Raw genomic sequence first — 24,694 nt, forward strand, 5'->3', positions numbered from 1 at the left:
ACATCAAGGCAGTTGGTCCAAGGACCGGCTGTCTTTTTATTTTGGAGCTACATAACCAATATTTGACGTAGTCATAATTGCAAAAGTTTGATTAAATCAAAGTTGTACGAATTTCACAACAAAGGAAGTTACTCTCAAATGAAAAAATTAATCGCGATATGCGTTATAGCTGGGATGCTTGGTAGTAGTTCGACGGCTCTTGCGGCAGAGACGATCAATATCAAAGTAAAAGACAAGCTAGTGAAAACAGACACTGCTCCAGTGATTGATCAGGGCAGGGTATTGGTACCTCTTCGTACCGTCTCCGAATCGCTTGGCGCAACCGTGGAGTGGAAGCAGCAACAGAAAACCGTCGTCGTTGCGAAATGGTCAAAGACAGCGACAATGACAGTTGGGAAAAAGACGGTAAGGGTAGACAATAAAGCCGCTAGCGATTTGAGCGGAAATTTTCCATTGGATGTAACGGTGAAGATGATTAATAACCGCGTCTATGTTCCGTTGCGGTTTATTTCGGAACAGCTTGGCTATAAGGTTTATTACAAGGACCATACCGTCTCCATTCAGTCTCCGTATGCTGGCAAATACAATGAGAATTATTACGCTCAGATTCTCTCGGGGGATCTCGGGCGAAGCAGAATGATTTTGAAAGCGAGTTTGGGCCCATATGGGTTGCGCAATTATGAGCACACGCCAATAGAGACGGTTCAATCTGCCGCTAATGAGGCGTACCTGTTCCCGGAAGGAGAAGCGCTGCGTTGTTTCCTGATTGAGAACAATGAAACGATTACTTTTTTTGAATATAAGGATGACTTTGTGGTAGCGACTTGGCAAGCACATGTCGAACAAAGCGACGGTAATGCCGTTGAACAACTATTACAGGATAAACTGAAGGACCGTACGGGTCCTACGCCAACCATTAATAAGCCCTTTTTTTATAACTACATTGAACCTTGGGGAAATGTGTTGGTGCGCACAGGGCGTATAGACCCCGATGGCACATATACAGAATTGGGATATAGAAATGATCGTGGGGAAAAACCGGTATTATCCGGAACGATCTCAAACACGCTTCCGAATGAAGTTCGAAATGAATTCATTAAGGTGGATACGCAATGACATGCCTTTTGAAGAAGTTCACCTAGCCTTTTGGATCATCTTGGGTATTGCAATTGATTTATTAGTTAGAAAATTGAACAGAAAGAAGAAGCCATGACGGAGAAATCTCCGCATGGCTTTTTTAATGGATTTTACAAGCGAGATGCAGGCAATTGAATGTCTGTCCAAGTCTGGACTTCGCATTGCCCAAATCTGTTGTCACCAGCAGCAACTAACGTGCCGTCAACTGCCAATCCAACGGTAAAAGCGCAGCCCGCCGCAACGGCCACTATATTACGCCACTTGCTAACCTCACATTCACCGTATTTATTCCAGCCTACTGCTACTACAGTACCATCTTCTCTAAGCCCCACGGTATGATGACTGCCTGCTGCGATCGCCGCAATATCCGTCCAATTACCAACATGACATTGCTCTTCTTTATTTCGACCTGCCGCAACTAGGGTTCCGTCCGATTTCAAACCAACCGTATGCAGATAACCTGCCGCAATAGCCACGATATCGCTCCAACCGCCAACATTGGATTGACCATATCGATTGTTGCCAGCAACAGTTACGGTACCATCCGAGCGAAGACCGGCGGTATGCCAATCACCTGCGGTAATAGCGACTATGTTCAGCCAGTCACTAACGTTACATTGTCCTTCATTATTTCGTCCAACAGCAACAACTGTACCGTCTGCGCGAAGACCAACCGTTCGGCGCCATCCTGCTCCGACTGCTACTATATCACTCCAATTGCCAACCTCGCATTGTTCGTACTTATTCCAACCTACGGCAATAACTGTGCCATCTGCTTTAAGACCAACGGTATGAGAGTTACCCGTATGGGCATTCCCTGCCGCAACCGCAACAACACCGTTCCAGCCGTATACCTCGCATTGTCCATATTTATTATCACCGGTGGCTTTAACGCTGCCATCCGAGAACAACGCTACCGTATGGCGATAACCTGCCGCGATGGAAGGCAGGAGGGACACAACAGTCATGAAGCACGCTCCTTCTGTTCATAAGAATTAACTCTATTAAACCATAGTTTTTTTTCGATTGCATTTCTGTGCAAATAAGGCAATGGAGTTCCAGTATGTGGTAATATAAATTTATCGTTTAGGAGGGATTCCAATGGCTAAATTAAGAGCTGGTCTAGGTGCTTGTATACTTATGTTGATATTATGCGGAAGCAATCTTTTAACAGATAGCGGTAATGTTATGAATCTCGTGTTGGCAGCGATTTGCTTTACTGCTTTCTTGGCATTATTCATTGTCATCGCATTTAGCAAACCAAATAAGACGAACGGTTGGGAATAGCTTGAACAAGGGGATGCCAAGAAAAATTCATATTATCGGTTCCGTTGGCAGCGGGAAAACAACGTTTGCTAGGCAACTATCAATAGAATGGGGAATTCCCCATTATGAGTTAGACAACGTGGTATGGAAGAGGAGCAAACCAGCTGATATTAGAAGAACGGATGAAGAGCGTGATCAAGTGCTGCGTTCCATTATCCAATCAGATACTTGGATTGTTGAAGGCGCTCATTACAAGGAGTGGATGTTCCCTAGTTTGAACAGCGCGGAAGCCATCGTATTTATGGATACTGCCTATTCTGTACGAAGGTACCGGATTGTTAGAAGATTTATATTACAGCTATTGCGAATCGAACAATCGCATTATAGACCTACGTTAACCATATTTAGAAACATGTTTATCTGGAACGCTAATTTCGAGAGACAAATCAAACCAGAATTATTAAACACTTTGAATGACTATAGTGCGAAGTCCATCCGGTTGAGTACGAAGGATGAGATTAGCAACTATTACAAGGAGCAGAATAATGGATACACGACCTACAACAAGTCATACCATTCATAGAAAATATAATTTTGAGCAAGAAATCGAAATACAAAGATCAATATTAGATGAAGATGAAAGAGATCCTTTTGTAATCACATTTTATATGAATGCTCAAGATTATATCTATGGTTTTATAGCAAAGGGTACAACGGGATTCACTCAATATGGCTACGATATTATTGCCGCTTCTGTCTCGGTCTTGACTATTAATACCATTAATTCAATAAATGAATTCACAGAAGATGAAGCCGAAATCGAGCAGTCTAAACACTACGCCAAATGTATAATTAATGGTCGAGTTAGTAAGGATGCTCATCTATTGCTCAAATCCCTCAGGTTTGGTATGTATTCTATTCAAAATACTTACGGAAATAGATTCATTACCATAGAAGAGGTGAAGTTAGAGAGAAATAAAAGATTCTTTGGTTTGCTCTAGGAGGGAAGCCACATATGTACTACAACGCGACGAAAAAACTATCGTATCTACTGATTGTGGCGGGGATCATTCTATTTGTGTTCGGGCTATGGCAATATATGCCGCATTCCTACCGTTCAGATACTTCGGATCAGACGTTTATGTCAATTGAAGCCAAACGGATTGTATTCCCGTTAGTAGGACTTATTCTAACCTTAATTGGAATAACGCTCTCGAAATTTGTAGGTGAGGTAGAAACAGAAATGTTGATTCTTAGAGATGAAATCATTCAGTTAACGAATCGGGTTGATAAATTAAGTAATCATAAAAATTAATGATATGGCAAATAGGAGGGAAAATCATGTTGTATATTTTTGGCGGATTGCCGGGATCCGGGAAGTCTACCTTGTCCGCAGCTTTGGCCAGAGAACTTCGGGCTGCTTATATTAGAGTGGATGTCGTGGAGCAAGCGATGAGAGATACGGGGATTAGCGTTAACGGTCCTGAGGGGTACATCGTTTGTTATGGGATGGCGAAGCAAAATCTACGTCTAGGCATGGATGTAATTGCGGATACAGTGAATCCGATTGAAATAACGCGGCAAGCTTGGCGCAACGTGGCGGAATCCATTGATATTCCTTATGTAGAGATCGAAGTCATTTGCTCTGACGAGCATGAACATAAACAACGGGTTGAAACGCGTGTCATCGACATACCCAATTTAATTCCGCCAACATGGGAACAGGTTCAAAATAGACATTACGAGGCCTGGGAGGGGGAGCGTATCGTTGTGGATACTGCTCACCAAACCGAACAAGAAAGTTATATGACGTTACGCAGGTTGCTCGGTATCTAGATTTCGAATAAATCTTTGAAGGAATGATATACCTTAAGCAAGGTGGTTATCATGAAGTTAAAGTGTGGCAGCGGGTCATCCATGACCAGCTGCCCCTTTTTATTTGAGGACATTCATGTTCCATATATGGTAAAATTATGATAATAGTTTGATAGAACACAACCTAATTATCTATTAAAAAGGAGCCAGTAAGATAACTTACTGGAGGTACGCTCATATGACAAAACTTATTAAACGCCGTGCTTTGTTAATTGGCGGAATGATGACTCTCCTATTTCTTGTTCTGCTCGGTAGGATCTTGTGGGTTCAAGTCATTGATCGGGATTTCTGGTTTAACTTAGCCAAGACGAGATGGGCAGCGGAAGAGAAGCTATTAGCCAAGAGGGGGACTATAACGGATAGGGACGGTAATATGCTTGCGATGGATTCCGTTGCTTACAATGTGGCTGTTAATCCTAAAATGATCCATTCGCTTAATATCGCTGATGAGATGGTAGAAGGACTTCATCGGATCTTGAACAAACCGGAGTCCGAATTATCCAAGATCGTCACCGCGCAGAAAGATAATGGCGATTACTATCAGCAACGCGAGATTCACGAGGAAGGTTGGAGAATCGATAAAACGCTAGCTGATCAGGTTATTGAATTTCGTGATCAATTAGAGAAGAAGTATGATGCGAAAGACGTGGGAATTATCCTCTATGAGGATGAAAAGCGCTACTACCCAAGTCAAGAAAAAGCTTCGCAATTAATAGGATATGTCACGAAGGAAGGGGAAGCCAAAGCAGGGCTTGAAGCTTATTACAACGATAAGCTGCAGGGGGAAGACGGCGAGATTAAATATGAAAAGGACGGCAAACGCGTCCAGCTCGCGGGAAGCAACGTGGAATACAAGCCGGCCAAAGACGGGCAAGATATCGCGCTAACGATTGATCTGGATATTCAAGATTACGTGGAGAAGGCGCTTAAAAACATCTATGAGCAATATCAGCCTAAGAGCATTACAGCGGTTGCAGCCGATCCGAACACGATGGAAATATTGGCGATGGCGAATTATCCTACCTTCAATCCGAATACGTATTGGGATACGAATTACGAGAATGCTTATAATCATGCGGTTAAGTCGACTTATGAACCGGGTTCTACCTTCAAGATCGTTACTCTTGCGGCAGCCGTTCAAGAAGGGATCTTCAATCCGAACGCCACCTATAAGTCCGGTAGAATCGATGTTCCTGGCAATCCGGTTAATGATATTAACAATATTGGCTGGGGAACGATTACTTACTTGGAAGGCCTTAAGCGTTCCAGTAACGTTGCTTTCGTAAAGCTGGGTTGGGAGCAACTTGGCGGGGTAAAGCTTCTCGATTATATTAACCGGTTTGGCTTTGGCGTTAAGACGGGAATTGATCTAGGCGGAGAGTCCAAAGGGGTTATCAACGTAAACTTGAACATACCGTCGGATATTGCCCGTGCATCATTTGGTCAAGGTCAGGTACAAGTAACTGCCCTTCAGCAGGTAGCCGCGGTTGCAGCGGTAGCGAACGGCGGAACGCTTTTGCAGCCGCATATTGTTAAGCAAATCTATGATCCCAACACGCAAACAACGGTGAAAACCGAACCCAAAGTCATAAGGGACAATGTCATCTCCAAAGAAACGTCTAAGAAGGTAGGCGAGTATTTGGAGCAGGTTGTATCCGATCCGGATGCAACGGGTCATAACGCTTTTATCGAAGGCTATCGGGTAGCGGGTAAGACAGGAACGGCGGAGAAGGTTGTGGATGGTTTTTACTCAAAAAACAAATATGTTGTCTCATTTATTGGTTATGCACCGGTAGAGAATCCAAAGATCGTTCTATATATTTTGGTAGACGAACCCAATGATCCGAAAGCTGGCGGGGGAAAAGTTGCCGCTCCGGCTTTTAAGGAAATTGTATCGAAGAGTCTTAAGCATATGGGGGTAACCCCGGCTTATAAAGTAACGCCAGGAACCAAGAGAAACGAAGTAACCGTATCCATCCCGAAGCTCGCGAAATTGACCGTTTCCGCTGCAAAAGCACAATTGAAAACGCGTGGTCTTAATGCAGAAGTGGTCGGCAGCGGCAAGACCATTATTCAGCAAGTTCCTACGTCTGGTGCGGTTGTCCATCCCGGTCAGAAGGTATATCTGATTACCGAAAAGCGGGACAAACTTGGAATTCCGAATATGACTGGCCTCTCCCTGCGTGATGCTCTGAAGATTGCTTCTGTCCTAGACGTGAAAGTGACCGTAGAAGGAGAAGGTTATGTCGCAAGCCAAAAACAGACGACGTCAAACGGCGAGAGACAATTAAAACTGACCTTAACTCCGCAAACAGAAGAACTTGTTAAAGTCGATGCCGAATGAGTGAGCAGGTGATTACAATTTGAGACTCGCAGCCGTATTTGTCGCATTGTTGTTGCTTTTACTTGACCTTGCTGTGTTATGTCTGTATTTGAACGGATTTCAATTAATCCTCTTAAAATCAACGAGAATCATTTATCCCATCATTCTGGGTATCTTTTGTTTAATCTTTCTAACTACAATCTTAAAGAGAGAGAGATGGTTGTACCTATCCTCGTCTCTTATCTTGTTGGTTTGCTTATTATTTTCTTTGCTCGAGCATTCGTTTATGGATACTGAATTTATTGAGTCTATTGTCTCTCCAAATAAGGTAAACACGGTTTATATTGAACATCGGGAAGCTACTCTAGGAGAGACCAACTATTTTTATACCTTCTTCAAAAAAGAAGGATTATTCATGAAAGAAATAAAAGGGCATGAAAATCATCTAATATCACAATATCGTCCGTCTCAATCGCAATTCACTGCTGAAGAGGCGTTGGGACTACAAAATGTGGAATGGATGACGGAAGAAACCCTAACGTTTCATACGATTAATGGAGATGTGTCGATTAAGTTGAAATAAGGAGAGTACCATGAAATTGTATAAGAAAATCAATTATCGTTTAGCAAAGAACGATACTCCTCTTGTGATTGCTGAACGAGTAAAACAAGCATTCGTCAATTTGGACACTGAACTTCTTACTATAAAATTTTTCGCGAACGATTCTGTGTATGGTGTATCCGGTATTAATCGTGTCTTAAAACACTTTCCAAAGCTTACTCCCTATCTACATACGGTCGATACACTACAAGGCAGTGAACAAAGACTTTCGAATTTGCCTGTAGGATGGGACGGATCAAATCCTGACGGGTTCACGGACTCTATTACAATTGATGATGCTATTGAAGTCGTACGTGGAGTCCCACGCAGGTATTCACTCAACGACCTTACGATAATTTTTGATCGTCTTCCTCTGTTGACTCGCATTCCCGAATCTTTAAGGATAGACCCAGTACCTTATACTGTGAAGGGGCGTCTTCACTTTCCTAATCTTTTTTCTCCTAAGGTAACGGGGTATAGTGATTATCCTTCGCCTTGTATTCGTTTACAGAGTGATTGGTGGATATCCGGAAGAAATAACTTTATGGATGCAATTGTAGAACTCGGTGATCTGGCGGACGGTATTCCGCAGCTGGAACTTAATGTTGCGGAACGACAATTGCTTGAGTCTATTGGAGAGATTTATCATGAACGGGTATTTGCAGCTCCATCTAACAAAGAAGAAGCTGCAGAAAATTACGAGAAAATGATTACGTGTGAAAAAATTATCCGTTCATTCTACGAAGAGGGATGCTTAGTCGGTGTTGACTACCCTTATCAGCTAAATCATATTGTTATTGACGAAGTTGCGACCGAACCTTTATCTGTAAAAAAGGCAATTACTGGCGAATTCAAGAAACGAGGATTCACTTACAATACGAAGTATAGTAATGGCGGCATGTATACCATTTCGAAGATTACGAAGAACAATTATTTGGTGAAGATAACTTTTGCTCGAGGCAGTTTCGATGCAAATGTCTTGAGTGTAGGCAGCATTGAAGGGCCGTTATGGAAACATGAATTTGAGTTGCCTGCAACTCCTGATAGAAGGCCTTATCAATTAATTCGACAAATGGACGTGAATCATCAACTTGCAAATATTGCAGCAGCTTACGATACAGCAGAGAAACATTTTATTGATGTAATTGATGGCTTATATGGGTTAGGTCCATCATGGCTCACGTATCTATAGTTCATGCCGAACAGGGAGTGGTCTAACTGCCTGCGCAAAAACTCATTAATTGGTTAAACCGCAAACGGATAATAAGTTGCAAGGATTGTAACAACGAGCTGAATGTGTACGCTTATTCCTCAAAGGACTCGGTGATTTTATTCTGTGTTCATTGCAAACATTACTACTATAGGAACGATCCCAGTTCACCTATAATCCAATACGAAGTTCCCGAAGGACTTATGAAGCAATGGCAAATGGACCCGTATTATAGAAGCTATACAGGGTTGCCAATAAGTGAGGCTTATGAACCAAGGTGGATTAAACAACTTCGAAAGTTGTTTGATTAATTCGTCAGTGAGAATTACAACTTGCGCTTTTTTCTCCAAGAGATGACTTTAACGTGGTCGGAATTCTTGATAATGAATGGTTCTTGAAAATAGGAAGAATCAAATTGGATAGAGATGTTGGCTTCATTTCCCGTTGTCTTAAGATTCAATTCATAATTACTCATGGAATGAACGAAGGAAGATAATATTCCGCTTGAACCAGCAGTTAGTAAATCAATAATCGTAAATACAACAGTCATCAGACAAACAAGAAGTCTATTCTTCTTGTTTTTATTTTTCATGCTCTCCAATACAATTCTAATGGTTGTTGCAGATAGGCGAAAATCCATTTGTTCAGAGATGTCTCTTGCATCTACTATTATTTGATCATCACCGAAAATCGTAATCGTCCGATGAAAATCATCTGGAGTATCTATGTACTCTAAGGATAGATTAATGACAGGTTTGTCCATCCATTTGTGCCCCCGATGTTATTAGAACTAATCTCCATAGGATAGCAAAGATCCGTAAATTGAGGTACTGGATCATCATTCCAAATTTCACGAATAGGAAAGCAGACCATCACTAATTTCCGATTGACAACAAACCTGCAATTGGAATAGAATACCTTTTTATTGGTTTTCTAAGTTGTCCCATAATGGAGAGGTGGCAGACAAAATGATTCGTATTGGGTTAATCGGAGATTATGATCCAGAGGTTAAAGCGCATGTTGCCATTCCCCTTGCGATTGAGTTAGCGGCAAATGAACTTGGACTTCAAACTAACGTTGAATGGATTGCTACTCCTTCGTTAGACAACGATTGTGAGCGGAGGTTGGCTAATTATCAAGCGCTGTGGACAGTTCCTGCAAGTCCATACGCCAGCATGCAAGGGGCCATCAACGGGATCCGTTTTGCCCGTGAGAATCGGATTCCGTTCTTAGGAACATGCGGCGGCTTTCAACACATGATTATTGAATTTGCCAGAAATGTTGTGGGACTCTCGGAAGCGGAGCATGGGGAGGATAATCCTTCTGCTTCTGTGATGTTGGTTGCTCCTCTTACCTGTTCCGTGAGCGAAAAAACACATACCTTCAGACTCCATTTGAGCTCTAAGGTTGCAGCTATCTATGGCACTGACGAGGTAACGGAACAGTATGGGATATGCAACTATGGTTTGAACCCGGAATTTGCTTCTCTATTAGAAGAGGCAGGACTGAGTATCGTTGGAGTAGATGAAAACGGCGAAACACGGATCATGGAGCTGAATGGTCATCCTTTCTTTATCGGAACTTTGTTCCAGCCTGAACGATCAGCCTTCAAGCAAATCGTACATCCATTGATTAAAGCCTTTCTTCAAGCAACGACTGCTGAATAAGGTAGATTGGCAGCGGAGAAGTTGCTAGGAGGGAAGGATAATGCGTTATTTCATAAAATTTAATGCGGTGAGCGCAATATTTGCGTTATTGCCATTCATCATGAGTGAACTGTTAGGAAATAGTTATAGAATTAATCGTATTACAGGGATTGAAATAGCTGTATTAGATAAGGTTAACACCGCTGTTTGTCTCGCAGGCATTGTTCTATTAATTGTGGCATTTGTGCTTATGCTGAGAGCGAAACTTCTACCTTTGACAAAAACAAACTTGTTATTATCTGTAGCTTGGATTCCTTATTACTGGCTATACATTCAAATATTTGTGGCCCTATATCCGTTAAATAATCCGGCGGATGATCCTAATCCGGTATCTGGTTTAATCATCTTAGCAGGTTTATTCCTCTACACACTTACATGGATTGTGGTAAACGTTGCCCTGTTCGTTCTAAAAGAACTAAAAGAACCAGCCCATTAATCTCAGAAGGAGTGAACCTGAAGTGGAATGCCCGTGGTGCAACAATGAGGTGGAAATTGTAAAAGGCAGGTGTCCAAACTGCAGGAATAGACTTTATGAGGTGACGGAAGAGGATTTCTCGTCAGATCCGCATGTAAATAGCGACGGCAAATTGACGGAGGAAGCCAATATTATTGAAGTAATCGAAGATCATTTCAAATGCGGCAAATGTAACGGGACGGATTGCACGGTGAAGGAAATCGCAATGACTGGTGCAGGCTTGAGTAAACTGCTCGATATCCAGCACAACCACTATTTGTTTGTCTCTTGCATGAACTGCGGCTCTGTGGAAATCTATGACCCAAATGTCCTGGAAGGCCACAAGGTTGGAAAATTGGGATCTATTCTTGATGTTTTGTTCGGCTAAATTTAGAAGATGTGCGCCTAGGCAGAGGTAAGGGGGATGACCCCTTACCTCTTTATGTTTATTCAAGGGGAGAACAAGCACAAGGAATTCAATACAAAGTAGCATCTTGCAATCGCATGGACTTTCATTCAATAATCTAGTTGAAGAGGAAAATGACGAGAAGATTATGAGACATGTACCGGCGAGAGGGGAAGTATTCGGTGTCCAAAGTTACATTAACCAATATGTGTATGGTATACAATAAAGAAACGAACGAAGTATTAGTTCAAGAACGAGTGAAGTCTTGGAAAGGCATTGCTTTTCCAGGAGGCCATGTGGAGGATGGAGAAAGTTTAATCGACTCTGCCATTCGAGAAATTAGGGAGGAAACAGGGTTAATCGTTTCTAATTTGGAACCATGCGGCATTATTCATTGGTATAACGACGAAACAGGCGAGAAGTATTTTGTCTTTAACTATAGAACAGAAGTATATAGCGGAGAACTAGTAGAGCAAACCGACGAAGGCAGCGTATTTTGGGTGAATAAAAGTGAATTGCCGTCACTTCAACTGTCAGATGGGATGAGGGAACGTCTCCCGATGTTTCTAGACAAGAAATACTCGGAAGGTTATGGGGTGTGGAACAAAGCACAAGAAAGTCAAATGAAATGGTTATGATGGTGTTAGCTTTAATAAAATAAATTAAAAATCGGAGGTGCTTCTTATGACAATAGGATCACAAAAGGATATTGACGGGCTGAAGAAAATTGGAAGAGTCGTTGGGTTGACGATAAAAGAAATGAAGAGCCAGACCCGTGCCGGTATAACGACGAAAGAATTGGACAATATCGGGGGACAAATCCTGAAAAAATATGGAGCCGTGCCTGCTCCGAAGTCAACGTACAATTTCCCCGGTATCGCTTGTATAAGCGTTAATCACGAAGTTGCCCACGGAATACCGGGTGATCGAATCATTCAACCAGGCGATTTGGTGAATATCGACGTGTCGGCAGAACTAGGTGGTTATTACGCTGACGCAGGTCATTCTTTCGTGGTATCTCCATCTCATTCAACTCTCATACGCCTGTGTCAATACACGCACGATACAATGATGAAAGTCATCGTATCGCTTAAGCACGGAGTTAAATTGAACGAAGTTGGCAGGATGATTCAAAGCGAAGCTCAAAAAGGCGGCTATCAGGTCATTCAAAATCTGTGCAGCCACGGTATAGGGAAAGCGCTGCATGAAGCTCCAACAGAGATTCTGCCAATCTATAACAAACACGATAAACGGGTATTGAAAGAGGGGATGGTCATTACCATCGAACCTTTCTTATCCACTGGCGCACGATTTGTTGTTGAGCAACCGGATGGATGGACGTTAACGGTACCCGACAAGAGCTTTGTAGCGCAACATGAACACACGATAATCATCACGAAAGATCAGCCCATTATCGTGACGGCCGTATAAATTCGGATGGGGACATCCCGATCGATTTGCGGAACATGCGGAAAAAGGAAGATGAATCGTAATACCCCAGATAGAGGGCAATCTCCGCTACCGTCATGTCGGAATGGAGGAGTAGACGGCAGGCTTCTTGCATGCGTAGGTGATGCAGGTAGCGAACTGGAGATTGACCAAATACCTCCTTGAATAAAGCCGTCGTATAATTCGGCGAGCGATGGATCAGCTTCCCAAGCTGGTCAATCTCTACGGGATCACGATAATGTTCGAGCAAATACTGCTTCACCTGCTGTGCATAATGCATCTTGGCCGGAGTCACCTCCGGCTTTTCTAATTCTCTTGCGAGGAGGCCGATTAGCTCTTGTGTCAGACTTGTACAAATCAAGGAGGCATAGCTGCGGCCTTCTCTCATTTCTTCAAACAGCTTCATGAATTTGTGCTGAAAATAATTGAAGTTGGAAAGCCGGAATCGAATGAATTCTCCTTGGTGAAGGAAAGGAATATTCAAGTTGATCCCCGGCTTCAGCGTAATCAGAACCGTATATTTCTGATGGGAGATGCCGGGAATGGTATCTCCGCTGCGCAATGTGGACTGCGGAATATACAAGAAATCTCCCCGCTCGGCAATGACCTCTTGACTATTAATGGTATATTTCACTTTCCCATCGGTAACGAGAACAAGAACATGATAGCGCAGCACTTCGCTTTGGGTACGCCAGCCCGTTATACGGTCATCGAAATTTACACTTAAGAGATCAAACATAATTACTCCGTCCTTTACGGTATTTCTTAATAAATACTAGCAAAAATGCTCGTTCAGGTAAATGGCCGGCAGGATCAATGAGGCTTTCAGAATCGTTGAAATGTACATGTGGGTGATGGAATATACGTCGACCTTTCAAAAGCCCTAATTCTATAATGAGGGTATAGCCGTAACGGCATGCCTGATAATAGGGAGGACTTGATTGATGAGAGTTTTGCTGCTGGATTTGGATTCGACAAGACCGGATCATCTGGGTTGTTATGGGTACCCGCGGAACACATCTCCGAATATAGACAGGATTGCCGAGCAAGGCGTACGGTTCGAGAACTATTATACCTCCGACGCGCCATGTTTCCCGTCGCGAACGGCTTTAATGACAGGACGCTTTGGCATTCATAACGGGGTTGTCGGGCATGGGGGGACGGCAGCCGATGTTCGCCATGAAGGCCCAACTAGGGATTTCCGCGACCGCCTAGCGTCTGAAAGCTTCCCGGCTTTATTCCGTCAGGCGGGGCTGCGGACAGCTCTTGTGAGCCCGTTTGGGGAGAGGCATTCCGCGTGGACATTCTATGCGGGATTTAACGAAATACATAATACCGGCAAAGGCGGAATGGAGTCCGCGGAGGAAGTAACGCCGGTCGTCCTTGACTGGATCGACCGGAACGCGGAGCAAGACAATTGGATGCTCTATGTGAACTATTGGGATCCGCATACCCCGTACCGAGCTCCGGAGTCATTCGGTGATCCATTCAAAGATGACCCGTTGCCGGAGTGGATTACGGATGAGGTGCTTGAGCAGCACATGCGCAAAGTGGGTCCGCATAGCGCAAGCGAGATCAATATGTACGACAATTCGACGTCTTCGAAGTTCCCTCGGCATCCGGGCGATATCCGCGGCCGAGATGACCTGAGGCGCATGATGGACGGTTATGATTGCGGAGTCCGCTTCATGGATGAGAACATTGGCCAATTATTTGCACGGCTTGAAGAGAAAGGCGTAATGGATGATCTGATCATAATCATTACGGCTGACCACGGCGAGAACATGGGCGAACTTGGCATTTACGGCGAGCATGGCACGGCTGATCAAGGAACCTGCCGCATTCCCATGATTATTCGTTGGCCAGGCATGAAGAAGGGAATCATCGACAAAGGTCTTCATTACCATCTGGATCTGCCGCCAACCATCGCTGAACTGCTTGGACGCGAACCGATGCCAAGTTGGGACGGTACAAGCTACGCAGAGGTATTGCGGAGCGGCGAAGCATCGGGCAGAGATTATTTGGTCGTATCGCAATGCGCGCATGTGTGCCAGCGAAGCGTTCGGTTTGGCGATTGGCTCTACATTCGGACGTATCATGACGGCTATCATCTATTCGATAAGGAAATGCTCTATCATCTAACCGATGATCCGCATGAACAGAACAACCTAGCGGCTGAGCGGCCCGATATTTGCAGGGAAGCCGTCTACCTACTGAACGATTGGCATGATACGATGATGTCATCCATGCCTCATGATACGGATCCGTTGTGGACGGTCATGAAGGAAGGCGGTCCTTATCATGCGAAGGGATCACTGCCGCGTTACATAGAGCGGCTTCAGCAGACGGGACGGGGCGACGCCGTGCCGGAACTGATCCGCAGACATCCCCGGGAAATGAAAGAGCAGCGCAAGTCGTAAAACGCAAAGAAGCCGTTCCAGTCAGATTGGAACGGCTTCTTTTTTATGAGGCTAATAAACTTCGGACTTTGCTCGGTTGTTTCTGAAATCTTGCCCGGATGGGCTTTGGAACACTTGCAAACCAAATTCCGGCGCAACGGCAAGGATATGGTCGAATAAATCCGATTGAACCGCCTCATATACGGCCCAGTTAATGTTATTTGTGAAAGCATATATTTCAAGTGGCAATCCGTTCTGACCGGGGGCAAGTTGTCTGACGATCTTTGTCATGCCTTTATGGATTTTCGGGTGCTGCTCGATATACCGCTCCACATACGCGCGGAACACGCCGATATTCGTCATTGCTCGGCCGTTTACCGCAACCGTGGAGTCAATGTCATGTTCCCGGTTATAGTGTAGAATCTCCTTCTCTTTATCGAGAATATAATCGCTCAGCACATGAATTTTCTTGAATTTCTCAATAGCCTCCGGCGTGCAGAATCCGATGCTATTCATATCGATATATACGGAACGCTTGATGCGGCGGCCGCCGGCATCCTGCATGCCTCTCCAATTAATGAATGAATCTGAGATGAGTGCGTATGAAGGAATTGTTGTGATGGTTTTATCGAAATTTTGTACCTTAACCGTATGTAGGGAAATATCGATGATGTCTCCGTCCGCTCCATACTTGGGCATTTCAATCCAATCGCCAACCCGGACCATATCGTTAGCGGTTAACTGGACACCGGCAACAAGGCCAAGCAGCGAATCTTTGAAGATCAGCATCATCACGGCGGACAAGGCGCCAATTCCGCTTATTAGGATTACAGGACTTTCGCCAATCAGGGTAGAGATGGCCAATATGCCGCCAATAATGAACAGGAAGATCTCAACCACCTGAACGTAACCCTTGATCGGGCGACTCCTGGAAATGTCGTAAGTTCGATAAATATCGTTAACCGCGTTAAGGAACGCATCCAGCACGAGAAGCGCTACAATGATGAGATAAATCGTAATTCCTTTTGCGATCAGAGCCTGGTAGTTTGCAAAGTTGAACGAAAAATAATAAAGGATAATAGCAGGGACGATATGGGACAGCTTATGGAAAACCCTGCGCTCTAGCAGGAAATTATCCCATTGAAATCTGGTGTTCCGGATGTAGTGGGTAACGATGCGAAGCACAACTTTCTTGGTTAAGAAGTTAGCTGCTATACATGTGATCCCAACGATGACGACAAGGGAAATAGTGGCCAGATAATTGGCTAGGCCATTGCTAATTCCTAATTCTACAAACCAATCTTTGATGTAATTCATTATTCCTCCTTCAATAAACAGAGCTCCCGAGGGGGCTTTTCCTATTTTACGATGGTACTGAATACAATCCCTCCCGTCAACTAAACCTGTCCTTACAATAAAATACAGTCGCATGTTAGCTGAGTACAACGCGATTATTAAGACAAAAGGAACACATCCGATTCGCCTACAATATGATGAGTCTAGAAAGCTAAAGAGGTGAGCCAATGGCAGTTGTAAAAGCCAGGAGTCAGGATATTGATATGTTGGCTAGGTTGCTGCGAGCAGAGGCAGAGACCGAAGGCGAACAGGGCATGCTCCTAGTTGGAAATGTAGGCGTTAACCGGATAAGAGGGAATTGCTCCGACTTCAAAAATATCCGCACAATCCCCCAAATGATCAACCAGCCGCATGCGTTTGAAGCATTGCAGCATAGTTTGTACTATCAAGGCGCAAGAGAAAGAGAAAAACGTCTGGCGCAACGGGCTGTGAATGGGGAGCGGAGTTGGCCAGGCGAGTTCTCGCTATGGTATTTCCGGCCAGGATCATTCGATAATCCAGGACCATGTCCGCCAACTTGGTATGACCAACCGTTTGTAGGCCGATGGAAGAAGCATTGCTTTTATCAACCAACCGTTAAAGAATGCGAAAATATCTATAATACGTAAGACAAATGGAAAAAAGGATGCGTTCAAGCGAACGCATCCTTTTTATTTATTTGGCGGCGGGTACAACCTACTAATAGAAGGAAAATTTTTACTTCGTCACGAATTATTCAGAATTGGTTACTTCCATTCTTCGAAAGCTGATTTTCCCATCTCAACTATTGCTTGATAGGTTCATATCCGTGAGCGTGCTATGCTGATTTCAACAGTACACTTCATCCCTATTTCATTAGGTTGAAGCAACCATTCTTTCTAGGAGGTTTTAGAGTGTCAACAGAGAAAAAAGCCGCATACTCCGCGTGGTCAAACATCTTGTACTCCATGCAGTTGCATTGGCGGGCAAGGCCGCTTACGCTCATTTGTTGTGCCGTCTCGGTGATTGTAGGCGTAGGCGTACCTTTTGTTAACATTTATATGCCCAAAATTGTCATCGACAACATTACTGCGGGTGTAACGCCAAGCGAGTTTATTCTGTCGGTGGGCATCATGGCGCTTGTCCTGGCCGTGCTAAGCAGCGCTAAGAGCTACTCCGATCTCATCACGAATGAATCCGTAGGGACCATCAGCATATTGAAACACCTCCAAACCGTCATGCATAAACATTTGAATATGGACTTCGAGGTGCTGGAAAGCCCCGGGTACGCCAAACGAGGCGAAAAAGCATGGCGTGCCATGCAAAGCAATCACTCTCCAGCCTCCAATATACCGAGAAACCTATCGCAGGTTCTGATGAACGTATTTGGGTTTCTTGTATATGGAACAGTCATTGTAACTGTACATCCCCTTATTATTCTCTTCCTAGCCTTGTCGGCCGCAATCAATTGGTTTGCGCTCTCCCGTGCCCGAAAGGTGGAGAGGGACACGCGGGAAGAGCGGTCCAGGCTTCAAGGAAAACTTGGGTATCTACATAGGGTAGCGAAAGAACAATCCGGTGGCAAAGACGTCCGTCTATATGACCTGGGCAGCTTAATCCGCGGTATATTTCATAACGTACTTGGTGCCTCAACGGAAAAAGAGCATAAGGTAGCGACTGGCGATATGAAAGCCCAGTTATCGGATGCCGCGCTCAGTTTGGTTCGTGATGGTGCCGCGTATGCGTTTCTTATTTACTTGCTGCTAAACGGCGAGATGACACTGGGCAACTTTGTGCTCGTATTTGCCGCCATTGGCGCGTTTGCGGGCTGGCTATCCGGTATATTGACTAGCTCAAGCGAGCTAATCCGTGCTTTAAGCGAGCTGTCAGATATCCGCGATTATTTGGACGTCCCCGACATTTCGAATACTGGATCCGGCCATGCGCTGCCATCCGGCGATCTCCTTCCTCCCGCGATTACGTTAAGAAACGTTGGATATACGTATCCGGAGGCAAAGGAACCTACGCTCTACAACATCGATTTTGAGATCAAGCCAGGGGAGAAGATCGCGATTGTTGGGGCGAACGGAGCAGGCAAGACGACGCTTATTAAGCTCCTATGCGGATTGTATAAGCCAACAAGCGGGGAGATCACGCTAGGCGGCGTAGATATCACGCAATATAACAGAGACGAATATTTTTCGCTTTTTTCGACAGTATTTCAGGATATTCATCTCTTCTGCAGCGATATTGCCGGGAATATCTCGCAACAGTTACAGGAGCAGACGGATTACGAGAAGGTAGAAGAATGTCTCGTTATGTCCGGACTAATGGAGAAGGTAAGAGGGCTTGAGAAAGGGGAATCCACGCTTCTTGTACGTCGGGTTCACACGGACGCGATCGAACTCTCGGGTGGCGAGAAGCAGAAGCTGGCGCTTGCGCGAGCACTATACAAAGACGCGCCGGTGATCATCTTGGATGAACCTACGGCAGCGCTTGACCCGATCGCCGAAAGCGAGATTTACCAGCGATACGCCGACTTGACTGCAGGGCGAACATCGGTTTATATCTCCCATAGGCTGGCAAGCACGCGATTCTGCGACAGGATTCTATTAATCGACGGGGGCGGCATAGCCGAATGCGGCACGCATGACGAGCTTATGAGAAATGGCGGGAAATATGCCGAGATGTTTAACGTGCAGTCTCACTACTATAAGGATGGGGAGGTGAGCGACCATGAAGGAGCGCTCCATCTGGCATAACCTGCGCCGAGGATACGGCATCGTAAATCGCTTAACCCCAACCTACATTCCGCTTGCCGTTGCCTCATCCTTTATTAAAGCGTTTCAGCCGTTAATGGTACTCTTCCTGTCCGCCCAAATCATTAACGAGTTGGCTGGGAATCGCGACACCGGGCGCATTACGGTCTATGCCATACTTACGGTTGGGCTTGCGTTTGCCGCTTCGGCTATCCAAGCTGCAATTAACCGGCGGATCACAACTTTGAACAGTACGTTGTGGGCGCGATTCTACTTCTTCCTGGGCAACCGGTATATGCAACTGAACTATGATCAAGTGGAAGATACCATGAATAATGAAAGATTAGCGGATATTGAAGCGAAGACGAACGGCAACGGATTGGGTATTCTGCGCCTGCACTACAGTCTGCCGGAGCTCCTACAGCCTCTTTTTGAACTGATATTATCTATTATACTGGTTATAGGGATGTTCACTTCCGCTTCCTCCTACGAGCAGACGTTTATAACGTCACCGTATGCAACAGGCATACTTATTCTTCTCATCCTGTCTATGATTCCATTTACATATGTTATCAAGAAGAAGGAGGAGAAAATTCAGAAGAAAGTGTTTGAGGATAACCCGAAAGCAAACACTTATGTTCATTTTTTCAATGAATATATGCAGTCCAAAAATGCCGCAAAGGACATTCGGCTCTATAAACAGGCACCGGCGATCGAGGATCATTACAATAAGTCGGTTGGAGCGGAGTACTGGTACCGCATATTTGACTTGATCGGAAAAAACAACGCATTGGCAGCGGCTATGAATGCAGTACTCGGAGGTTGCGTTTATCTCTTTATCGGTCTTCGGGCACTTTATGGGATGTATCCAATTGGCAGCGTAGTTCAGTACATCGGCGCGGTTACGGGCGCTGTTGGCGCGCTGGCCAAGCTGGTCTCGGTTGTGGGCAATTTTATTACAAACAACCCTTATCTTAACCTCGTGTTCGAATATCTTGATCTGCCGGACAATATGCACAACACCGCTGGGAGCAGACAAATCCCGCAAGAAGGGCTTGAATTTGAGTTTCGTAATGTCTCGTTCAAGTATCCCGGGTCCACTAATTACGCCATCAATAACCTGAGCATGAAATTGAATATCGGCGAACGGCTTGCGGTCGTGGGGTTGAATGGCAGCGGCAAGACAACGATGATCAAGCTGTTATGCCGGCTTTATGAACCTACGGAGGGCGTTATCACATTAAACGGGATCGACATTAGGGAATATGACTATTCGGCGTGTATGGGCGTATTCAGCGTTGTGTTCCAAGATTTCAAGCTATATTCGTTCTCGCTTGGCCATAACGTTGCCTCCTCCGAGGATTATGACGCAGCATTGGTAGAGGAGTCTCTGATCATGGCAGGGCTTGGCGAGAAGTTGAAGAACTTGCCGGAAGGGCTTCATACCTACCTGCATAAGGATTTCTCTGACGACGGCGTGGAGTTTTCAGGCGGCGAAGCGCAGAAGGTGGCTCTTGCAAGGGCATTGTACAAGAACGCGCCTTTCGTAATCCTGGATGAACCTACGGCGGCTCTGGATCCGATCGCGGAGTTCGAGATCTATTCCCGATTCAATGAGTTAATAGGCGGTAAGACGGCAATCTTCGTATCGCACCGGCTCTCGTCTTGCCGATTCTGTCATGACATCGCCGTGTTTCACGAGGGTCGGCTGATCCAACGCGGCTCCCATGACGAGCTTGTAACTATCCGGGACGGAAAATACGCTGAGCTTTGGAATGCGCAGGCTCAGTATTACGTCGGGGCATAAGATAAGGATAAAAGGGAGGGTTCTTCATATCCCAACAAAAACGCCGAGATTCGGCGTTTTTTGTTATTCTTGACGATACTCGAGAAGGTCGCCGGGTTGGCAATCTAGCGCCTTGCATATCGCTTCAAGGGTGGATAAGCGAATCGCTTTAGCTTTGCCGTTTTTTAGGATCGACAGATTTGCCATTGTGATTCCGATTTTTTCTGCAAGTTCAGTAACGCTCATCTTCCGTTTAGCCAACATTACGTCAATATTGATGATCATCATACCGTTAGCTCCTGTTCATCTTTGAGCTCGATCGCGTTATTAAGCAGTTTCTCCAGCACGGCCGCAAATACTGCGATGACGACTGGCGCGCAGGTTACAAATAATCCGATGACCATGACGCCTGGCGCATCCGCGCCGTCGGCTACAAAATAGAAGAGCGGGATATTACATGCAAACATCAAAGATACGACAACCGCCGCTCGTTTGATCTTCTTAAGCGCTAATACTGAAGCCCCTGAAAAAGCTGTATTTTTATCGATGTATCTCAGTAACTTAAAGGCCTGAAGCAGCGTAAACAAATACGCAATAGACGCTACATATGCAGCCAGGGCGGAAAGATACACTTTGATGTCCGGAAAGTCAGGCATCATACTATGCGCCATAGCCGGAAGCCCGTAAACACACATGACTAACGCGGGAATTGCCATAACAACCAGAACAACTTTTAGAAAGAGTGTTTCTCTTTTCATTCATTTCACCTCAAATTCGATTTTAGCACTTCGTTTATCGTTTTACAATAAAAATATATTGATTCGTTTGCATTCAATTATTGAGCAGTTATCTTGAATGAGCTATGTTAAAATATGGATGAAGGTGATTTAGGAGGGATATATGATGTTAGAAAAAACGGATATGGAGATTCTGATTGATTCCGATCGAGATCCTGATAAGCCTTTAGTTGTGTTAATGTGTGGAATTGCCGGTTCAGGGAAAACGACCTTTTCTCAAAAAATGGAGGAGTATGGATATATACGTCTCTCCATAGATGAGGAGGTATGGTCCGTTAACGGACGATATGGAATTGATTATCCCATTGATAAGTACAGGGAAAATTTAAATAAAGCGCATATTAGTTTACATAATAAGATCGTGCAATTTATTCAAGATAAGAAACGGGTTGTGGTTGATTCTAGTTTTTGGAGCAAGTCGGAAAGAAATAAATATAAGCGGATTATTGAGAATGCCGAAGGGGAATGGAAACTCATTTACTTAAAAGTGCAGCCTGATGAATTGCGGAAGCGCCTTAAGATTCGCAGCCAACGGTTTGATGCCAATGCTCCCTTTACGATTACAGAAGAGTTGTTTTCAACATTTCTCAATGGATTTGAAGAACCAAGGGATGAAGGAGAAATTGTTATAGAGAATTGAAAAGGTTGTCCGAATGAAACGCAAATCTAATAGATAAGTTTAATAATTACAATGATTTTGTTAACAATAAATTTCCAGATGAACCTCCAAGAGGAATTGATCATCAGGTTGTCTCGCAAATAGTTGATCATTCCATATGCTCGGTGTACCATTCGACCATTAAATTGTTATCAGAACTGGGTTTTAACGTGATAGTAGATACCGTAATCGCAAATGACAGGTACTTTAATGATTTCTATGATTCACTTGTTGATTATCCTATATTATTTGTAGGCGTGTTATGCTCGAAAGAAGAACTCTCAAGAAGAGAGCAGAGCAGGGGAGATCGAATCATTGGACTAGCACATTCCCAGTTCGACCGCGTATATTCCTATAATGAATATGATCTTGAAGTAAATACGGAAAAGCTGAGTCCATCCGAATGTGCCGATAAAATAGTAAGTTTTATTAAGTCCGACCAAGGTTACTCTGCATTTAAGAAATTAAGTACAAGAAATATTAGTGTTTCATAGTAGGCAAATCCATCAGATAACAAAAAACAATAAATAACCTAGATAAAATGAAGAGACCATAGCTCGCTGCTATGGTCTCTATCTATGAAGCGGTCAGTAAATCACTTCAACTATCCGTCAACGTCTACCGCTGAACCGCTTGATCGCTTCCTCGGTCACCGGCGTGAAGAGGTTAACCAGGTTGCCATCGGGATCGCGAAACAACATCGCGCGGTTGCCCCACGGCATAGTGGTTGGTTCCTTTACCCACTCATCAATAAACGGCTTCAAGCGCTCGTATTCGGCATCGACATCGTGGACGCGGAACTCGATGATGACACTGTGATTGTTGGCCGCCATTGCTGAACCAGCACCGAACAGTTGCACGGTCTGGGAGTGTCCGATCGCCAAGGTGCATGATGGCAGAACGAATTCGGCGAAGACAGGTGCGAGGCGTTCCGCCGAAATACCCAAGACTTTCTCATAAAACTCGACGAGACGACCGACATCGTCGGTAATAATGCGTACAGAAGCTAAATTCACGAGATACCATCCTTCCTATACTAAAAGATAACAAACCGTATTAGATCGCGATCCTTTACAGTTACTGACTCCGAGTATAATAAAACGCTACTGACAACAGTATGTCAGTAGCGTTTTACCATTCTGTTTTGATTTGGCAGGATTGTTCAATAACTCCGCGAATACTTAAAAATTGATTGTTTTCCCGATATTCAGCATCGGCTAACACCGTAAGAAGATCTTCATGTTTAGGAGGGGTCTATATGATATTGGAAAAAGTTATAAATAGAGTGGCAATACAAAGTGAATACAAGGATTTTGTTGATAAGTATATAAATCATATACTTACCGAATTTAAAGATAAGATTCATAGCATTTATATGTGTGGTTCGATTCCAAAAGGAACTGCTACACCTTTTCAGTCAGATGCAGACTTTACTATTGTATGTGTAAATCCCAAAGATATTGATTACGAAAGATTGTCAAATATTAAAGAAAAGATTTTGGAAGAGTATCCAGTATTAACTAAGATTGATACGACAATTTGCCTGATTGACGATGTATTAAGTAAACCGAATGAGTGGGGTTTTTGGATTAAGATCATTTGTGTTTGCATATATGGTCATGACGTTGGTGAAAGAGTGCCGCCGATAATGGCTTCTCCAGAGTTCATTTTAGACTTAAACAGAGAGACCAAGGAGGAAGTAGATCGTGTACGTAGCTCACTTTCTAATGCTAGTGATAACACAATGAAGACTAGATATATTAAAGGTTATTCTAAGCGATTAATTCGTGCATTATACTCTTTGGTTATAGAAGATACAGGTGTATGGCAAGATGACATTCTTAAGATGAAAAATGCCATTGTAGTCTATTGTGAGATTGACTCCGCTTTAGTTGATTATCTGTATGCTTGTTACTTGGATAGTAGTAATGTACCTGTTGAAGAGTTTCTTGGAATTGCAGATGAAGTATATAGCTATTTTGAGAACGCGTTAAATGCAATGGCTGCTTCCAGAAAAATAGGAGAGTGGTGGGGAGAATGAACTTTTGGGAGAGAGATGGCTTTACGATTTCAACTAATAAAGGTTACTTGGACATAGAAGTAGTCTTTAACTATTTGAATAATGAATCTTATTGGGCAAATGGAATACCTAAAGAAACGGTAACCAAATCCATTGAAAATACAGCCTTATGTTTTGGAGTTTATAAGGGTAACCCCAAAGTTGAACCAGCGCAACTAATTGGCTTCGCAAGGGTTATTTCTGATTTAGCTACATTTGCATATCTTGCTGATGTATTTATACTTGAACCTTATAGGGGATTAGGGTTATCTAAATGGCTAATTAGCACCATTATTGAACATGCTGAACTACAAAGAGTTCGCAGGTTTTTGTTAGCAACGAATGACGCACATTCTTTATATTCGCAATATGGTTTTGAACCATTGGAGAGTCCTCAATTATTCATGCAGATAGCTCGTAAAAACATCTACAAAAGCAGTACAACTGAAACATAGAAAGTACCGCTAAAGTAAATACGTAACATCAATAACAAAC

Annotated in this window: 28 protein-coding genes and 1 pseudogene; 22 read left to right on the plus strand and 7 right to left on the minus strand. The window is 44.0% G+C overall.

The window, feature by feature from the left end; translation table 11 throughout:
- Nucleotides 1-138 precede the first annotated feature (138 nt).
- Nucleotides 139-1,116, plus strand: coding sequence for a copper amine oxidase N-terminal domain-containing protein (locus tag QQK89_RS24215; RefSeq protein ID WP_284241279.1), 978 nt, complete (start codon nt 139-141; stop codon nt 1,114-1,116).
- A 131-nt stretch (nt 1,117-1,247) separates the two neighbouring features.
- Here the strand turns inward: QQK89_RS24215 and QQK89_RS24220 are convergent, their stop codons facing one another.
- Entirely contained in the window at nt 1,248-2,105 is an 858-nt protein-coding gene (locus QQK89_RS24220; protein WP_284241280.1) for an RCC1 domain-containing protein, read from the minus strand.
- Nucleotides 2,106-2,238: 133 nt separating this feature from the next.
- Here QQK89_RS24220 and QQK89_RS24225 point away from each other — a divergent pair, with 133 nt between their 5' ends.
- From QQK89_RS24225 to QQK89_RS24260, 8 genes are all read left to right on the plus strand, one after another.
- Nucleotides 2,239-2,424, plus strand: a complete 186-nt coding sequence (locus QQK89_RS24225) for a hypothetical protein (RefSeq protein WP_284241281.1) — start codon at nt 2,239-2,241, stop codon at nt 2,422-2,424.
- Between the two features lie 13 nt (nt 2,425-2,437).
- On the plus strand, nt 2,438-2,986 hold the full coding sequence (locus QQK89_RS24230) for a DNA topology modulation protein FlaR (RefSeq protein ID WP_284241282.1): 549 nt from the start codon (nt 2,438-2,440) through the stop codon (nt 2,984-2,986).
- Nucleotides 2,949-3,404 (plus strand): ribosomal-processing cysteine protease Prp, encoded by a 456-nt coding sequence (locus tag QQK89_RS24235; RefSeq protein WP_284241283.1) that lies wholly within the window; start codon nt 2,949-2,951, stop codon nt 3,402-3,404. Before QQK89_RS24230 ends, QQK89_RS24235 begins: the two co-directional genes overlap by 38 nt.
- A gap of 14 nt (nt 3,405-3,418) precedes the next feature.
- Nucleotides 3,419-3,718, plus strand: a complete 300-nt coding sequence (locus QQK89_RS24240) for a hypothetical protein (protein ID WP_284241284.1) — start codon at nt 3,419-3,421, stop codon at nt 3,716-3,718.
- Between the two features lie 26 nt (nt 3,719-3,744).
- Nucleotides 3,745-4,239, plus strand: coding sequence for an AAA family ATPase (locus QQK89_RS24245; protein ID WP_284241285.1), 495 nt, complete (start codon nt 3,745-3,747; stop codon nt 4,237-4,239).
- A gap of 217 nt (nt 4,240-4,456) precedes the next feature.
- Nucleotides 4,457-6,622, plus strand: coding sequence for a penicillin-binding protein (locus QQK89_RS24250; protein WP_284241286.1), 2,166 nt, complete (start codon nt 4,457-4,459; stop codon nt 6,620-6,622).
- A 265-nt stretch (nt 6,623-6,887) separates the two neighbouring features.
- Nucleotides 6,888-7,184, plus strand: coding sequence for a hypothetical protein (locus QQK89_RS24255; protein WP_284241287.1), 297 nt, complete (start codon nt 6,888-6,890; stop codon nt 7,182-7,184).
- A 10-nt stretch (nt 7,185-7,194) separates the two neighbouring features.
- Nucleotides 7,195-8,394, plus strand: coding sequence for a hypothetical protein (locus QQK89_RS24260; protein WP_284241288.1), 1,200 nt, complete (start codon nt 7,195-7,197; stop codon nt 8,392-8,394).
- Between the two features lie 343 nt (nt 8,395-8,737).
- On the opposite strand, the gene QQK89_RS24265 is transcribed toward QQK89_RS24260, so the two are convergent.
- Nucleotides 8,738-9,175, minus strand: coding sequence for a hypothetical protein (locus QQK89_RS24265; protein WP_284241289.1), 438 nt, complete (start codon nt 9,173-9,175; stop codon nt 8,738-8,740).
- 205 nt (nt 9,176-9,380) lie between these two features.
- Here QQK89_RS24265 and QQK89_RS24270 point away from each other — a divergent pair, with 205 nt between their 5' ends.
- The 5 genes from QQK89_RS24270 (at nt 9,381) to map (ending at nt 12,409) form a co-directional block, all read left to right on the plus strand.
- Nucleotides 9,381-10,079, plus strand: a complete 699-nt coding sequence (locus tag QQK89_RS24270) for a CTP synthase C-terminal region-related (seleno)protein (protein WP_284241290.1) — start codon at nt 9,381-9,383, stop codon at nt 10,077-10,079.
- Nucleotides 10,080-10,119: 40 nt separating this feature from the next.
- Nucleotides 10,120-10,554, plus strand: coding sequence for a hypothetical protein (locus tag QQK89_RS24275; RefSeq protein WP_284241291.1), 435 nt, complete (start codon nt 10,120-10,122; stop codon nt 10,552-10,554).
- Nucleotides 10,555-10,654: 100 nt separating this feature from the next.
- Nucleotides 10,655-10,960, plus strand: coding sequence for a zinc ribbon domain-containing protein (locus QQK89_RS24280; RefSeq protein ID WP_284241292.1), 306 nt, complete (start codon nt 10,655-10,657; stop codon nt 10,958-10,960).
- 200 nt (nt 10,961-11,160) lie between these two features.
- Nucleotides 11,161-11,616, plus strand: coding sequence for an 8-oxo-dGTP diphosphatase (locus QQK89_RS24285; RefSeq protein ID WP_284241293.1), 456 nt, complete (start codon nt 11,161-11,163; stop codon nt 11,614-11,616).
- A gap of 46 nt (nt 11,617-11,662) precedes the next feature.
- Complete coding sequence (gene map, locus QQK89_RS24290) at nt 11,663-12,409, plus strand: type I methionyl aminopeptidase (RefSeq protein ID WP_284241294.1); 747 nt, start codon at nt 11,663-11,665, stop codon at nt 12,407-12,409.
- On the opposite strand, the gene QQK89_RS24295 is transcribed toward map, so the two are convergent.
- Entirely contained in the window at nt 12,390-13,166 is a 777-nt protein-coding gene (locus tag QQK89_RS24295) for a helix-turn-helix domain-containing protein (RefSeq protein WP_284241295.1), read from the minus strand. The two genes, map and QQK89_RS24295, sit on opposite strands and share 20 nt — an antisense overlap.
- A 205-nt stretch (nt 13,167-13,371) precedes the next feature.
- Here QQK89_RS24295 and QQK89_RS24300 point away from each other — a divergent pair, with 205 nt between their 5' ends.
- Complete coding sequence (locus tag QQK89_RS24300) at nt 13,372-14,847, plus strand: sulfatase family protein (protein ID WP_284241296.1); 1,476 nt, start codon at nt 13,372-13,374, stop codon at nt 14,845-14,847.
- A 51-nt stretch (nt 14,848-14,898) separates the two neighbouring features.
- On the opposite strand, the gene QQK89_RS24305 is transcribed toward QQK89_RS24300, so the two are convergent.
- Nucleotides 14,899-16,143 (minus strand): mechanosensitive ion channel family protein, encoded by a 1,245-nt coding sequence (locus tag QQK89_RS24305; protein ID WP_284241297.1) that lies wholly within the window; start codon nt 16,141-16,143, stop codon nt 14,899-14,901.
- Between the two features lie 206 nt (nt 16,144-16,349).
- Here QQK89_RS24305 and QQK89_RS24310 point away from each other — a divergent pair, with 206 nt between their 5' ends.
- From QQK89_RS24310 to QQK89_RS24320, 3 genes are all read left to right on the plus strand, one after another.
- On the plus strand, nt 16,350-16,790 hold the full coding sequence (locus QQK89_RS24310; protein WP_284241298.1) for a cell wall hydrolase: 441 nt from the start codon (nt 16,350-16,352) through the stop codon (nt 16,788-16,790).
- Between the two features lie 264 nt (nt 16,791-17,054).
- Nucleotides 17,055-18,902, plus strand: a complete 1,848-nt coding sequence (locus QQK89_RS24315) for an ABC transporter ATP-binding protein (protein ID WP_284241299.1) — start codon at nt 17,055-17,057, stop codon at nt 18,900-18,902.
- Nucleotides 18,877-20,706 carry an ABC transporter ATP-binding protein gene (locus QQK89_RS24320; protein ID WP_284241301.1) on the plus strand — a complete coding sequence of 610 codons (1,830 nt, stop codon included), beginning with the start codon at nt 18,877-18,879 and terminating at the stop codon, nt 20,704-20,706. Before QQK89_RS24315 ends, QQK89_RS24320 begins: the two co-directional genes overlap by 26 nt.
- Before the next feature lie 63 nt (nt 20,707-20,769).
- Here the strand turns inward: QQK89_RS24320 and QQK89_RS24325 are convergent, their stop codons facing one another.
- Together QQK89_RS24325 and QQK89_RS24330 are read right to left on the minus strand one after the other, a co-directional pair.
- Nucleotides 20,770-20,973, minus strand: a complete 204-nt coding sequence (locus QQK89_RS24325) for a helix-turn-helix domain-containing protein (RefSeq protein WP_284241302.1) — start codon at nt 20,971-20,973, stop codon at nt 20,770-20,772.
- Nucleotides 20,970-21,443, minus strand: coding sequence for a DUF2975 domain-containing protein (locus tag QQK89_RS24330; protein WP_284241303.1), 474 nt, complete (start codon nt 21,441-21,443; stop codon nt 20,970-20,972). The genes QQK89_RS24325 and QQK89_RS24330 overlap by 4 nt, the downstream gene beginning before the upstream one ends.
- 142 nt (nt 21,444-21,585) lie before the next feature.
- Between QQK89_RS24330 and QQK89_RS24335 the strand changes: the two genes are divergently transcribed.
- Both QQK89_RS24335 and QQK89_RS24340 read left to right on the plus strand, forming a co-directional pair.
- Complete coding sequence (locus tag QQK89_RS24335) at nt 21,586-22,122, plus strand: AAA family ATPase (RefSeq protein WP_284241304.1); 537 nt, start codon at nt 21,586-21,588, stop codon at nt 22,120-22,122.
- A 32-nt stretch (nt 22,123-22,154) separates the two neighbouring features.
- A pseudogene (locus tag QQK89_RS24340) lies at nt 22,155-22,634 on the plus strand (phosphotransferase-like protein); the annotation flags it as partial.
- 117 nt (nt 22,635-22,751) lie between these two features.
- Here QQK89_RS24340 and QQK89_RS24345 read toward each other — a convergent pair.
- Complete coding sequence (locus tag QQK89_RS24345; RefSeq protein WP_284241305.1) at nt 22,752-23,156, minus strand: VOC family protein; 405 nt, start codon at nt 23,154-23,156, stop codon at nt 22,752-22,754.
- A gap of 242 nt (nt 23,157-23,398) precedes the next feature.
- Here QQK89_RS24345 and QQK89_RS24350 point away from each other — a divergent pair, with 242 nt between their 5' ends.
- Both QQK89_RS24350 and QQK89_RS24355 read left to right on the plus strand, forming a co-directional pair.
- Nucleotides 23,399-24,181, plus strand: a complete 783-nt coding sequence (locus QQK89_RS24350; protein ID WP_284241306.1) for a nucleotidyltransferase domain-containing protein — start codon at nt 23,399-23,401, stop codon at nt 24,179-24,181.
- A complete protein-coding gene (locus tag QQK89_RS24355; RefSeq protein WP_284241307.1) occupies nt 24,178-24,654 on the plus strand; it encodes a GNAT family N-acetyltransferase in 477 nt (158 codons plus the stop codon). The genes QQK89_RS24350 and QQK89_RS24355 overlap by 4 nt, the downstream gene beginning before the upstream one ends.
- The last annotated feature ends 40 nt before the right edge of the window (nt 24,655-24,694 follow it).

Origin of the sequence: Paenibacillus glycanilyticus, assembly GCF_030161375.1 — a bacterium.
Classification (GTDB): Bacteria; Bacillota; Bacilli; order Paenibacillales; family Paenibacillaceae; genus Pristimantibacillus; species Pristimantibacillus glycanilyticus_B.